13 protein-coding genes are annotated in these 13,379 nt (G+C 40.3%); all 13 read right to left on the bottom strand.

The genetic code is table 11. From position 1 onward, the window contains the following. Positions 1-15 precede the first annotated feature (15 nt). A complete protein-coding gene (locus ACIQXH_RS05965) occupies positions 16-1,164 on the bottom strand; it encodes an acyl-CoA dehydrogenase family protein (RefSeq protein WP_403122679.1) in 1,149 nt (382 codons plus the stop codon). Positions 1,165-1,224: 60 nt separating this feature from the next. After that, positions 1,225-2,265, bottom strand: coding sequence for a phosphotransferase family protein (locus ACIQXH_RS05960; protein ID WP_403122677.1), 1,041 nt, complete (start codon positions 2,263-2,265; stop codon positions 1,225-1,227). Next, a complete protein-coding gene (locus tag ACIQXH_RS05955; protein ID WP_402868792.1) occupies positions 2,243-3,454 on the bottom strand; it encodes an acyl-CoA dehydrogenase family protein in 1,212 nt (403 codons plus the stop codon). The genes ACIQXH_RS05960 and ACIQXH_RS05955 overlap by 23 nt, the downstream gene beginning before the upstream one ends. A gap of 83 nt (positions 3,455-3,537) precedes the next feature. Then, positions 3,538-4,296: an SDR family NAD(P)-dependent oxidoreductase gene (locus tag ACIQXH_RS05950; protein WP_402868793.1), complete on the bottom strand. Its 759-nt coding sequence runs from the start codon at positions 4,294-4,296 to the stop codon at positions 3,538-3,540. 104 nt (positions 4,297-4,400) lie between these two features. Further along, a complete protein-coding gene (locus ACIQXH_RS05945; RefSeq protein WP_402868794.1) occupies positions 4,401-5,189 on the bottom strand; it encodes an enoyl-CoA hydratase/isomerase family protein in 789 nt (262 codons plus the stop codon). 199 nt (positions 5,190-5,388) lie between these two features. Then, positions 5,389-6,582, bottom strand: a complete 1,194-nt coding sequence (locus ACIQXH_RS05940; protein WP_402868796.1) for an acyl-CoA dehydrogenase family protein — start codon at positions 6,580-6,582, stop codon at positions 5,389-5,391. A gap of 14 nt (positions 6,583-6,596) precedes the next feature. Then, positions 6,597-7,736 carry a thiolase family protein gene (locus tag ACIQXH_RS05935; RefSeq protein ID WP_402868797.1) on the bottom strand — a complete coding sequence of 380 codons (1,140 nt, stop codon included), beginning with the start codon at positions 7,734-7,736 and terminating at the stop codon, positions 6,597-6,599. Positions 7,737-7,752: 16 nt separating this feature from the next. Then, the gene (locus ACIQXH_RS05930) at positions 7,753-8,163 is read right to left on the bottom strand and encodes a Zn-ribbon domain-containing OB-fold protein (RefSeq protein WP_402868798.1); all 411 of its coding nucleotides are present in this window, start codon (positions 8,161-8,163) and stop codon (positions 7,753-7,755) included. Positions 8,164-8,442: 279 nt separating this feature from the next. Next, a complete protein-coding gene (locus ACIQXH_RS05925; protein WP_403122674.1) occupies positions 8,443-9,153 on the bottom strand; it encodes a hypothetical protein in 711 nt (236 codons plus the stop codon). 24 nt (positions 9,154-9,177) lie between these two features. After that, entirely contained in the window at positions 9,178-9,969 is a 792-nt protein-coding gene (locus ACIQXH_RS05920; RefSeq protein WP_403122671.1) for an alpha/beta fold hydrolase, read from the bottom strand. Between the two features lie 378 nt (positions 9,970-10,347). Further along, positions 10,348-11,865 carry a class I adenylate-forming enzyme family protein gene (locus ACIQXH_RS05915; protein ID WP_403122669.1) on the bottom strand — a complete coding sequence of 506 codons (1,518 nt, stop codon included), beginning with the start codon at positions 11,863-11,865 and terminating at the stop codon, positions 10,348-10,350. Between the two features lie 11 nt (positions 11,866-11,876). Then, positions 11,877-13,025, bottom strand: a complete 1,149-nt coding sequence (locus tag ACIQXH_RS05910; RefSeq protein ID WP_402868805.1) for an SDR family oxidoreductase — start codon at positions 13,023-13,025, stop codon at positions 11,877-11,879. A 17-nt stretch (positions 13,026-13,042) separates the two neighbouring features. Further along, the coding region (locus ACIQXH_RS05905; protein WP_403122666.1) for an enoyl-CoA hydratase/isomerase family protein at positions 13,043-13,379 on the bottom strand (337 nt) is incomplete at its 5' end.

Below are 13,379 nucleotides of genomic sequence, written 5' to 3'. Positions count from 1 at the left end.
CTTTATTATTTTTTGTTACTCCAATACTTTAGATGAGACATTTTCAATAATTGTTTCCGATTTAAGATGGTTTACTCTTGCTATTCGAATCTCCTTATACCACCTTTCTATTGGCAAGTCACCAGCAAAACCAGCACCTCCATGAATTTGTAAGACATCATCCACAATTTTTGAAGCAGTTTCTGTAGCCTGAAGTTTCGCAGTTTGAGCAATTAGCTCCCAATCCTCTTCATTCTTATCGATTCTTTTTGCAGCATCTTGCACTATTAATCTAGCCGATTGCAACGAGATATACGCTTTCCCGAGCATATTTCGAATTGTTGGAAATTCAGCAAGCGGTTTTCCTCTCGTAATCCTCTTTTTCGCGAATTCTTTCCCATATTCAATAGCTTGAACGGAAACACCTAAGCATTTTGCGGCAAGTAAAACTTGTGATTCGGCTAACCACTGTTTTATAAATCTCGTTCCATCACCTATCGCACCAATACGTTGATTGTCATAAATTCGTGTTTGATTAAAAATAATAGAGTGTGCAGAATGTACATCAATTAAAGTCATTTCTTTCCTTTCCAATTGGTCAACAGAATCTAATAGAAAAAGAGTTGGTTTAAGCTCTCCACTTTCAAGTTGACAATTTACAAGGATAACACCAAAACCCGATGTATCTAGGTTTTGTATATAGGACTTTTCACCAGTGATGATCCAACTGTCTTGATCTCGAATAGCTGAAGTGGTTAATTTGGTTAAATCATTATCTTCAGCTTCCTCCCAAACGGCGATAAAACAGCCTTTTTCAGTTTTCATGGCAGGCTTTACAAAATAGTCCCGCTGTTTGTTCGTACACTCAGTTAAAAAACTTGGAAATGCCCCTCCGAACACATCTGCAGCTGGATGGTAAAGACCAAATGGGTGCTTGGAAGCTTCCTCTACTAATTTCGTTCTATCAAGTAAGGATATCTCCGCGCCGCCCCATTCCTCATTTGTACCGATTCCATCTAAACCATAATCATCAACTACTTGTTTTAAACGTTTAACGATTTCATTCGACAACTCTTTTCTATCTCTTTTGAATGACTTCTCAGCATCTTCTGCATACTCGCATAAAATGGATGATAAAATTTCTTTTACATTTTCTAACTCCGGTTTCAATAACTCGTTAGCCAAGGTCATTCCACCCCCATCATAATTTGAATTATTTTCTTAACTAATGGATACAGAAGAGTCTCAGCGAAGAATTTCTTTTCTCTGCGCCTTAGTGGCTTGTTCTAATAAATTCTTGATGCCTATATGCAATTTTCCAAACCGCTTATCTTTTGCCTCCCCGATTTTCCAACGATAATAGATTTGCTGAAGAATCACGGCAATTTTGTAAAAGGCGAAAGTCAAATAATAGTCAATATGTGTGATATCACGACCGCTTTTTTCACCATAAAGTTCTAATATTTCTCTTCTGGTAAAAAATCCAGGATTCATTGTAACGGATGATAACCCTGTCACTTTATCATCGGGTTCGGTCCAATAGGCAAGTGTCGTACCTAAGTCGGTTAGTGGGTCACCAATCGTACTTAACTCCCAATCAAAAACACCAATTACCTCTCCCGGGTCATAAGCTGCAAACATCATATTATTCAATTTAAAATCGTTATGAACAATGGTTGGCGAAAGAGAAGGTGGTATATTATCAAGAAGCCAATTTTCCAAAGAGCTGACAGCAGGAATATCATTTGTTTTCGCTTGGTGGAACCGCTTGATCCACCCATTCACCTGTCGACCTAAATAGCCATCTGGATAACCGATGGTATCTAACCCAGCAGTTTTATAATTAACAGCATGCAATTTGACTAGTGTATCAACTAAAGCTTTTGATGCACGTTGTCCTACGTTTTCCTTATTTTCATATTCATTTGGGATAGTTTCATCAAACACACACCCCTCTTTTTTCTCCATCACATAAAAGTGGCGTTCCATAATATTTGGGTCCGCACAGTATAAATATGGCTTTGGTGCAAGCGGGAAAGCACGATTCAATTTTTCAAGTATTTCGAACTCTCTTTTCATATCATGGGCCTTGGGAGGAATGGGACCAAATGGTGGCCTTCTCAAAACTCCTTGCCAGTCCCCAATAGAAATAAGGTAAGTTAAGTTCGAATATCCTGCTGAGAATTGGTTTACCTCAAGGGGGGAAGAACTTAGCCCTTGTATTTCTTGACGGAGATACTCCTCGACAATGGACCAATTAATCTCATTGACTTGTAGTTTGCTCATATAGTTTCTCCTTTGATTGGTAATTCTTTAATACCTGTCGAGCAACCACCATTCGGTGTACCTCATCCGCTCCATCATAAATTCGAGCGGCTCTTGCTTCTCTATATAACCCTTCTAGTGGTGTATTTGGCGTCAATCCCAACATTCCTAGATTTTGAATAGCTCGGTCGATGACATTATTTAAGACTTGAGCGCCATATAACTTAGCAAGTGAAACTTCTTTCCTTGCTTGGTCCCCTTGGTCCATTTTCCAGGCAGCTTGTAGTGTTAGTAATCTGGAAGCCTGAATTTCTGCTTCTGAATCTGCAAGATCGTTTTGAATAATTTGCGAATCTGCCAGTGTTTGAGCCCCATCTTTTTTCGTTAAAGAATAGGCTATCATTTCATTCAAGGACCGTCGTGCTACACCTAGCCAGCGCATGCAGTGGGTAATCCTCCCAGGACCTAATCGAAGCTGAGCTAGTTTGAATCCATCTCCTCGTTTCCCCAGCAAATTATTCTCTGAAATTCGGCAATTATGAAACCGAACTTCACAATGTCCTCCTATATAATGATCTCCCATGACAGGAACTTCACGCACAATCTCAAAGCCTGGTGTCCCAGTATCTACAAGGAACAAGCTCGTGCGATGATGAGGCTCGGCTTCCGGGTCTGTTACGACCATCACAATGGCAAAAGCAGCTCCCTCTGCACCAGTGGTAAACCACTTATGGGCATTGATGATCCACTCGTTTCCATCTTTTATTGCTGTTCCTTGGAGTGTTCTTGGGTCAGAACCTGATACTTCCGGCTCCGTCATAGCAAAACAGGAACGAACTTCATAATCTGCCAGTGGCTTTAAATATTTTTGTTTTTGTTCCTCAGTCGCTGCATGAACTAAAATCTCGCCGTTACCAGCGTCAGGAGCCATTGAACCAAAAACATATGGGCCGATAGGACTTTGACCAATCACTTCTGACAACAATCCTAATGAGACAAAACCCATTCCCATTCCACCTACATCCTTTGGTAGATGTCCAGCCCACAAACCATTTTCCTTCACAATTTGTTGTAATGGCTTTAAAATTTCCTGAGGTAATCCACGATGCGGGATCATATATTTTTCATTTGGAAAAACATAATTGTGCATAATTTCGGTTGCTTTATCTACCATTGCTTTTTGCGCTCCATTTGGGGTAAAGTCAAACAAGATTATCCCTCCTTTTGTTTTTTTCTTCATTTATTTCATATCATGATAAGGAAACATTGCCTTCCCCAAAGAGAATACAATACTTATTGAGCTAACCATCCACCATCTATATAAATCGTTTGCCCTGTGATAAAACTGCTAGCCTCCGAAGCTAACAAAATGACAGCACCGGTTATTTCTTCTGGTTCTCCTAATCGATTCATCGGAGTCTTCCCAATCAATTTTGCTCGGATTTTTGGATTGCTTAACTCTTGTCTATTCAACTCTGTTTCAATGTAGGCAGGTCCAATCGCATTCACTTGGATGCCATGTCTTACCCATTCAAGCGCCAACGACCTTGTTAAATTAATTACTGCAGCTTTACTTGCCGTATAAGGAGCTATCCCATAATCACCGACAGCACCTGCTACAGAGGCAAGGTTGATAATTTTTCCATATCCTTGCTCTTTCATTACCTTCCCCGCAGATTGGCAACAGAAAAACAGTGATTTTACATTTAAGTCCATTACCTTATCCCAATCATTCTCGGAGATATCGAAGGCCAACTGTGTATGGGAGATTCCTGCATTATTAACTAGAATATCGATTTTTCCGAAGTGTCTAACTACTGTTCCCATCATTTCTTTGGTTGCTGAGATATCCCGAAGGTCCGTCGGAATACTGATTACCGCTCTTCCATACTCTTTCACTTCGGCAACTACTTCTTTATTTTTTTCTTCATTCCGGCCGACGATCACAATATCTGCACCAGCTTCCGCTAGCGCTAACGAAATCGCTTTTCCTAATCCGCGGTTGCCTCCAGTCACTATTGCCACTTTATTCTCTAAGTTAAATCTTCTCACTGATTCACATCCTTTTTTATTATTAACTAGAAGTGAATTTCCCTCCTTTACAAACAACGAGGCTAGATCAGTAATCTAAGTAACAAAAGAAAAAATTTTACACCTTATTGGTAAGAACCCGTAAAATTAGGTTTTGTTTTGTCAATGAAAGCACGAACCCCTTCTTGATGATCCTGTGTATTAAATACAATCCCTTGGACCATAGCTTCTTCATTGAGAATATCCTCCAATGAAGATTCCATACTGTGATTTAACATTGTTTTGGTTAACCCAATGGCAATAGGCGGATTAGCGACAAATGAATTCGCTAAGTCGGTGCAAAAATTCAACAGATTATCTTCCTCAACAACTTCTAGGCATATGCCATAATCTTTCGCTTCGCTTGCGGAAAGAATTCTATCTGAGAACGCAAGCTCCTTTGCTCTTGCCATCCCAACAATTCTTGGTAAATGATAGAGTGCCCCTAGATCAGGAACTAGGCCAACTTTATTAAAATTCAATCCAAATTTGGCCTTAGACGAGGCAATCACAATATCACATGCGATTGCAATACTGAAGCCCGCTCCGATAGCAAATCCATTAACCGCCGCTATTACGGGTTTTTCCATATTAACCAATTCCTTTAGAAAGGAACTATGCTTTTGCATATATTTTCTCCCGCTGGCTGCAGAAGTCACTTTTGAAAACCCTTTTATATCACCACCAGCACAAAAGGACCTCCCATTTCCTGTTAAAATAACAGCACGAATAGAAGAATCATTTTTTATAGAATTGAAGAAATGGTTCAACTTCTCAATGATTGCACCTGAAAGGGCATTTAGAGAATTAGGTTCATTCAGAGTTATTGTGGCTATCCCATTATTTACTTGCATTATGACCGCCTCATTTTCCATTGTAGTGCTCCCTCCCGGAAAGTTGTTTTAATCATGATAGGGATATATATTTAGAAGTAAAGGAATTTTGTAGTTTGATAGAAAAGGACCCTGACGGTCGCTATTGGTCAAGCAACCGTCAATGAAATCAACAACAAATAACGCTCATCTGAATTTTTTATACTAATATAAATTTGGTCGTTATCAGTGATATTAGCCCTTAGAGGCCCATTCGCTTTGCAATGATGGTTTTCATAATTTCATTTGTACCGGCATAAATGGTAGTTGCTTGAACATCTCTAAACCGTCTAGCAATTTCATATTCTTCCATAAATCCATAACCACCATGTAATTGCATACAGGTAGTAGCAACTCTTTTTGTCATCTCGGTAATCCACCACTTTGCCATTGAAACTTGGGTAATGACATCTTTTTTCTCCATATGATTAACGATTAAATCATCTACAAAGGTTCTTGCAATAACAATCTCGGTTGCCATTTCGGCTATTTTAAACTGTGTATTTTGCAGTTTACTAATTGCTTTTCCAAAAGCCTCCCTCTGTTTAACATAATCAATCGTGACTTCAAGCATTTTTTCTGCTGTAGCCACACTCCCAACAGCAACTAATAACCTCTCTTGTTGAAGTTTTTCCATTAAGTAATAAAATCCTTTACCTTCTTCTCCTAATAGATTTTCAGCTGGCACACGAGCGTCATCAAAGATGAGTTCAGATGTATCCGAAGAGTGTTGGCCAACCTTTTCTAACTGGCGTCCTTTAGAAAAGCCAGGCGTATTGCTCTCCACTACAATAAGACTTACTCCTTTATGTGCAGGTGTAGCCATATGATCCGTTTTACAGGCAACCACAAATAAATTTCCTACAATGCCGCTTGTAATAAACGTTTTTTCACCATTTAAAATATAGTAATCACCTTCTCTAACCGCTGTAGTCTTTAAACTTGCAACATCAGAACCTCCGCCTGGTTCAGTCATTGCAATTCCAGTAATGATATCGCCTGTAATACATCTAGGAATCCAACGTTGCTTTTGTTCTTCAGTTCCAAATGTATTTATATACGGGACTACAATGTCATTATGATTATTGATTCCCACTAACCCGCCACCGACTCTTTCCAACTCTTCATTGATAATTACCGAATATCCAAAGTCTGCATTAGCCCCGCCATACTTTTCATCCGCCCATGGACAAAGAAAACCTTGTTCCCCCATCTTTTTCCAGAAGGAAAGCGAGACCTTTTTTTCTTTCTCCCACTGTTCAAAGTATGGTACTGCTTCTTTTTCTAAAAACTTCTTTAAAGCACGTCTGAATATTTCATGATTTTCACTCAGATAGCTCTTACTTATTCTTCCTCCCGCTCGACTATTTTTAGATGCTGTTTTAGAATCAATCATTTTTACTTTTCCCCCTATCTTTTTAAGATGGTGACACAGGAGTTCCCTCCTGCCCCTTCGCTATGACATAATGCAACCTTCGCTCCTTCTACTTGATTAGCACCCGCTTCTCCTCTTAGTTGCCAAGTAACCTCAGCAATTTGTCCAAGAGAAGATGCCCCAACAGGTTCACCCCTGGAAAGAATTCCACCACTAACATTTATAGGAATCCTGCCTCCGATGGAAGTCTCGCCAACCTGAGCTCTCGGCCCTCCCTCTCCTATCGGACAAAAACCTAATCTTTCGGAATAGATAATCTCAGAACCTGCATCCACATCTTGTATTTCCGCTACATCAATTTCTTCAGGACTAATTCCTGCCATCTCATAAGCTGCGTGAGCTGCTCGTTCAGCAAGTGTTGGATAAGACGTGTGGACAGGTGCGGAAACAGCCGGTACGAACATATCCCCTCTTCGTCTCGTTTCCAAAACGGAAGCAGCAATAGTGACATAGTTCTTTGTAAACTTTTGGGCCGTTTTCTTCTTACAAATGATAGCAGCTGCTGCACCATCATTTGGAGCACACAACATGTAAAGTGTTAAGGGATCTGAGACCATTCGTGCATTAAGTATCTCTTCAATCGACAGTTCTTTTCTAAACATCGCATAGGGGTTATGAACTGCATACTTATGACTTTTCGAAGTAATATAAGCTAATTGTTCTTTTTTCGTTCCATATTCCACCATGTGTTCATGAATACTTGTCGCGAAATAAATGGGATTTGCTCCCAACCCCGTAGCTTCCTGCCAATAATCATATCCAGCACCATGTAAAAATCCCCTTGGGCTTTTTTCAAACCCAACTGCCAGGACTATATCGTAAACCCCTGATTCGACTGCTTGGCACGCAAGACGTAAAGCAGAAGCACCGCTCGCACATGCATTTTCTACATTCACAATAGGGATACCTGGAAGACCTAATCTTTCTAGTACGTTATGGCCTGATGCGGAAATCTCATACACATTTGCAGAGAAAGCCGCTTGGATATCTTTCATGGTCATATTAGCATCTGCTAAAGCACGTTTTGCAGCTATTGAACCTAAATCCCTGTAACTCTTATCATTAAATCGGCCAAACTCATGCATTCCTACTCCAGCAATCACAACCTCATCCAATAGAAACCCTCCTTCCCTATGGAACTGGTTTATACTTAAACGTTATAAATTCTTGGCCTTCTTCCACAAATGCCAAATCAAAAATGATTTCAACTTCCATCCCTGCTTCTAAGTGGTCAATTGTCTTTTCTGTAGTTAGGCCCATTATTCTGATTCCTTCTTGAAATTCAACGACACCAATTGTATATGGAACTTCCCCTTTGTATCCTGGTGTAGGGGAATAAATCCCAGTAAAACTTTTCAATTTCCCCCGAGAATGTAAAATAAATTCTTCCATTGTTTCTGTACAGCATTCTGGGCAGTAAATCTGTTTTGGAAAGGCCATTTCTCCACATTCAGAGCATTTTGAAACAACCAGACCATATGGTTCTTTTATAGAATTAAAGAGCCCGGGCTGTACTGGAAGTTTCTCTTTCGCTTTTTCCAATGTTAACCCTCCCACGAAAAACGGTATTATAATTACGTTTTTCCCTTAATTATTTGCATCAGGTTTTCATCTTGAATATTAAAAGCTGAATCAACTTTCATGTTTTGATAATCGAATAGGTATTCTAATTTGTAAATAAACAGAATTTGGATATGGTGAATCCTTAAAGATTCACCTTTTATATGATCCCAGTGTTATTCGAACTTTAGAAATTCAATGTACAATTAATTAATGTAACTTATCATCTACCACTTTATTTTTCTTTCCCAAAGTGGTCGCTTATAATGGCATCCTCTTATATAATACTGCTTGGGCTGTACTGATAAAGTCTCTTCCACCTCTCCAAGCTTCCACTAGTGATGCTTGCTGTACTTCCGGATTAAATTGGTCTTGAACGGAGCACAGCAAAATCCTCCTAGGGCCTTTGAGTTGTTGTACGCCTCCTTGTACTTTAGGAGAGGACTGATCGGTTCCAATTAGACGGCAAGCCTTTATAGACTCGTTTTCCTTTAATATGGGGAACAATTGGTCATTGTACCAATGATCCAATTTCTCCTCTCCATATTCTTCCGGATCAAAGAATAGTGCCCACACATTTTGAGCTGTACGGTCCGTATCATTCAACCAAGTATCAGTAAGAGGTTTATAGGTTCCCCCCATTATACTAGTAATGTAAGTAAGCATTCTTTTTGTCCATTCAGGCCGCATTCCTGGACCTGTAGATGTTCGGTTAATATGATAAGCCTCGGACTCTAACACTTTTTCATCATAAAGCTCATAGAAACTCAAATATCGTGGGGCAGGAAACCTAGGATTTAAAGGTGATAGAGAAGAAGATTCTACCTGTTCATATCGATTTCCGCTTATAAAACCTGGCACTTGCACTAGTGAAGACAGATGCTCCAGATTATACCATTCGTTCCACTCTGCAGTTATTTCCGGCTGACACTCTAATGCCCACAATAACATTGCTTGTCCTTTATCAAACATTCGTGTCACCACTCTTTCAAGAAATCAGATATATATTCTTGAGTTAAAAAATTTTATCATATAGTTTGCGAGTTTTTCAGAAGCTTGAATTTGCGGGAAGTGTCCAGCTTCTTCCATAATAGTAGGTTTGACAGGTGGGTTTAAGAGTTGACCAACCTCACCAACAACCTCAGGTGTGAAGGATGGATCGAGCATACCCCCAATTACGACAGCACGTGAGCGAATGCTCTTTATCCGTTCGGTCAATATTGTACCTGCTCTAGCAATTGCACGGGAGCAAACTGCATAATGATAAGGATTATTACTTGTAAATATATTTCTGTAATCCGCAACAATTTCGGGAAAGCGTTCTCTGAAAGAGGACGGAAAGGAACTTTCCAGGCTATAGTTTACTACTGCCTCCATCCCTTCCTTTTCTACCTGATTTGCACGATTAAACACATAATCAGAGACCCCCTGACTAATGTGCGGTCCAATCGCAATCAGCATGACAGAAGAGATGCGCTCTGGAAAATTTGCAGCAAGATAGGCAGCAACAACCGCTCCATACGCTACCCCAGCTAAATTGATGGTCTCTATCTTTAAGTCATCTAATAAATCAATTAGACTTCGAGCCACATCATCTAGGCTCATGACTGAATTGACAAGGGGGCTTTCGCCAGCACCTGGCAGGTCAACGATTATTCTCCTGAAGTTATTTTCAAGATATGGATCAATCCACTGCCAAGAAGAACGGCTCCCGCCTAGTTCATGTAAAAGCAGAATTTCTGATGCACCTTCTGGTCCTTTTAAGTCATATTTTATATTCGAAACCAAAACAATTTCATTCCTTCCAAATCAGGTTATTAAAACAGGTACAAAAACTTCATGTTATGTTCCTCTAGCATTCGATAGCTATACTAGATTAAGATAAAGGAAGTTTTCGATGGCAACACTAATAGATCGTAACCTGTGCAGCAGCTGCTAACACTTTATCGAAAATGGAACTAACTTGTCCAAAAGACCATTATTTTAATTGTTTATTAAAATTGGTCAGAAATTCACTTCTACTTTTGAACATTAAAAGCAATATCCACACTACCCATCTGTTTACGTATTGCATCTACCGATTAACACATCCTACTTTTTCAGGAAATACCAGTTACAGATAGGTAAAAGAATCTTATGAGCAAATCTAATTATTTTTCGATAGATTTAAGCATGAGTTTGATCTTCTTTTAAGACAATCTCCCTCACCCGGTTTTTATCCACTTTACCAAAATCGGTTTTTGGGAGAGATGGTACAATAAATAAAAACTCTGGCCACTTAGCTTTAGAAATCCCAATTTCTTTTAAACAGGAACATATGTCATCTAAGATTAACTCATGATTAGCTCGGACCGATACAACAGCACAGATTCGTTCACCTAGCAGTTTATCTGGACGACTAACAACAGCTGCTTCAACAATTGCCGGATGTGTCATCAAGGCCGTTTCTACTTCTGCTGCATCAATTTTAAATCCCCCACGAATAATTTGGTCCTTAATTCTTCCTACAACCCTAATGAATCCTTCCTCATCACGAATGATTAAATCACCCGTTAAAAAAGCATCGTCTGACGTTCGCTTATTTTGTTCTGCACCTAGTCCTGGCAAGTAGCCCTTAAAGAGAGATGGACCTCGGACACCTGCCTCTCCAATTTCACCTCGTGGCAGACTTTTCCCTTCACTGTCATACGCTTCCAAATGAGTTCCTGGAAATGGTACGCCATCATAAATGAGTTTACGCTCTTCGGAATCAGTTAAACGGATTGATGCATGTCCTAAGCATTCAGACATTCCATACATGCGGAGTACTTGAATACCTAGTAAATTGTTTGCATTGATGACGATATCTACGGAATTAGGACTACCACCTACTGATAAGGCTCTCATCGAAGGAAGATGACGGGTCCATTGTCCTGAGTGGACTGCCTCCATCATTAGAAGAAGATGGGTTGGTACACACATCCCCCAAGCACTTTTATGCAAATCCATTAGTTCAAGTGCCTTAAGTGGATTCCATTCTCCCATAAGAATTAAAGGATGTCCCATAGACAGCGCGATGTGAACGTTAAATGTCCATCCGGCAGCAGAGGTGAGAGGCGAAATAGCCATGATTGGCTCACCCTGCCTTAAACCAACAATGCTTGAACAAAACTTACTTGCATAATTAAGTGAACTAGCAGTATGTGGCACTGCTTTGGGAACACCCGTAGTTCCTGAAGTAAAGCCGATTAAAACCGTTTCCTCTTCCGAAGTTGACTCTACAATCGGAGATGGCTGTACATACAGGTACATATGTTTCAACCCAACTAACTCGACAGCAGCTATTTCTTTCCTTTGGCTAAGATAAGCAGTTGGACGTAGTCGTTCGAGAATTAATTGGCGTTCTTTGTTAGCAAGCTTGTAATTAACCGGACAGATGATTGCTCCTAATTTGGAAAGTGTAAGTCCAATAACAACTGTATCAACTGATGTATGCGAATCAAAAAGAACTCTGTGACCAGCCCCAATGCCCGCTTGTAACAGCTGATCCGCTAAAACTATTACATTACGGTAAATGTCAATTCGCTTTATCGGACTTTCCCCATCAAATACCGCTACTGATTCTGGGTCCATTTCAAACCACCTGGCGAACTGTTTCCAGAGGCTTTCTGTCCCCCATGTTATATCACCGATTTCATTAATCAAAAGGACCCCTCCTATCCAATCGTCTGTCCACCATCAACAACAAGTGTTTGACCTGTCATAAAGCTGGAAGCCTCTGATGCAAGGAAGGCAATAGCTCCTGAAATTTCTTCTGATCTTCCAAAACGACCCATAGGTATACGGTTACGTAACCAGGATTGTCGTTGTTCATCAATTTCTTCCGTGAAACCTGAGTCGATGGATCCTGGTGCAAGGCTGTTAACTCTAATTCCATAATGCGCCCAGCTTACAGCCAAGTCCTGGGTTAGCTTTATCACAGCAGCTTTTGACGTTGTATAAGGAACAACCTCACCGGCTTCCGGCGGGAAGGACATTAGCCCTCCCGAAGAAGTAATATTAATGATGGTTCCTCCGCCATTTTTAATCATATGTTTTGCAGCTGATTGACAGCATAGGAAAGTTCCGGTTAGGTTTACATCAATCACTTTAGTCCAGCCATTTAGAGGAATCTCTTCTGGCGGACCCGACCAAAACGTTCCTGCACTATTAATTAGAATATCTATGGTGCCAAAGCGGTTTATAGTTTCCGTTACTGTGTTTTCTACTTCTTGTTGATTGGTAATGTCACAACGGAGACCAATCGCCTCTACATTGTAAGTTTTGGTTATTTCCTCTGCCAAACTAACGCATAGAGATTCCTTACGAGCAGCTAAGGCAACATTACAGCCTAATTCTGCAAGTGTTTTAGCCATAGTACTAGCTAATACCCCGTGCCCCCCCATTATCAACGCTGTTTTCCCGCGTAAATCAAACGTATCGAGAACAAATCGAGAGCTACGGGAAGCTGCTCTAGGTGGTTGTGTAGCTGTACCAATTTCTTCAGCCAATAAATCCACCTCATCCATAATCAATGCAATTCGCTTCCCTCCCATTGATGCTGTATCCTCAACTGCAGCTACCCACTCAGGTGATATCAACATTCGATTTAAGGCTTCCCGATCCTTAAAATAAAGTTGCGCAAGTCCGTCCCATTCCGGTTCCCCATTACGTTGATCGAAATCTTTTTCTACCTTTCCATGAGTGTAAGCTAACACCCCTGGTAATTTCTTAGCCATATCTGCATGAGGACCACGCCACCATTCCAAGAAACGTTCCTTTTCCCAATCACTCGGACGTCGTGCTAAGACAACAAATTTAATCATTTTTTTCCTCCTAACTCTTACAATCCAGTCCACACCGGTTTCTTTTTGTTCAGGAACGCTTGAACTCCTTCTTTTGCATCCTCACTTTGATGCACAACATTACAAGCAAGATGTTCTAGCACCATCAATGTATCGGTATCCGCATCTAAACCGCGGTTTGCTGACATTTTCGTAATCCACATAACGAATGGGCTTTTGTCAGTTAAATCACCTAAGAAGTTTTCTACCACTTGATCTAGTTCTTCTTTAGGAGCGGATGCGTTCGCAAGTCCCCATTCGGCACATTGAACACCGCTTAGCAATTTCCCTGTTAACATTAATTCTTTCGCTCTTCTCATGCCAACATATCTTGGT

Origin of the sequence: Peribacillus sp. NPDC097225 (assembly GCF_044761955.1) — a bacterium.
GTDB lineage: Bacteria > Bacillota > Bacilli > Bacillales > DSM-1321 > Peribacillus.
The sequence above is the reverse complement of the archived record's forward strand: the minus strand, read 5'-3'. Positions and strand labels throughout refer to the sequence as shown.

What these genes read in the sequence shown, in the direction of transcription:
- ACIQXH_RS05960 (WP_403122677.1), bottom strand. Translation starts at nt 2,265, where the DNA reads ATGAGCAAACTACAAGTCAATGAGATTAATTGGTCCATTGTCGAGGAG.
- ACIQXH_RS05945 (WP_402868794.1), bottom strand. Translation starts at nt 5,189, where the DNA reads ATGGAAAATGAGGCGGTCATAATGCAAGTAAATAATGGGATAGCCACA.
- ACIQXH_RS05940 (WP_402868796.1), bottom strand. Translation starts at nt 6,582, where the DNA reads ATGATTGATTCTAAAACAGCATCTAAAAATAGTCGAGCGGGAGGAAGA.
- ACIQXH_RS05925 (WP_403122674.1), bottom strand. Translation starts at nt 9,153, where the DNA reads ATGTTTGATAAAGGACAAGCAATGTTATTGTGGGCATTAGAGTGTCAG.
- ACIQXH_RS05910 (WP_402868805.1), bottom strand. Translation starts at nt 13,025, where the DNA reads ATGATTAAATTTGTTGTCTTAGCACGACGTCCGAGTGATTGGGAAAAG.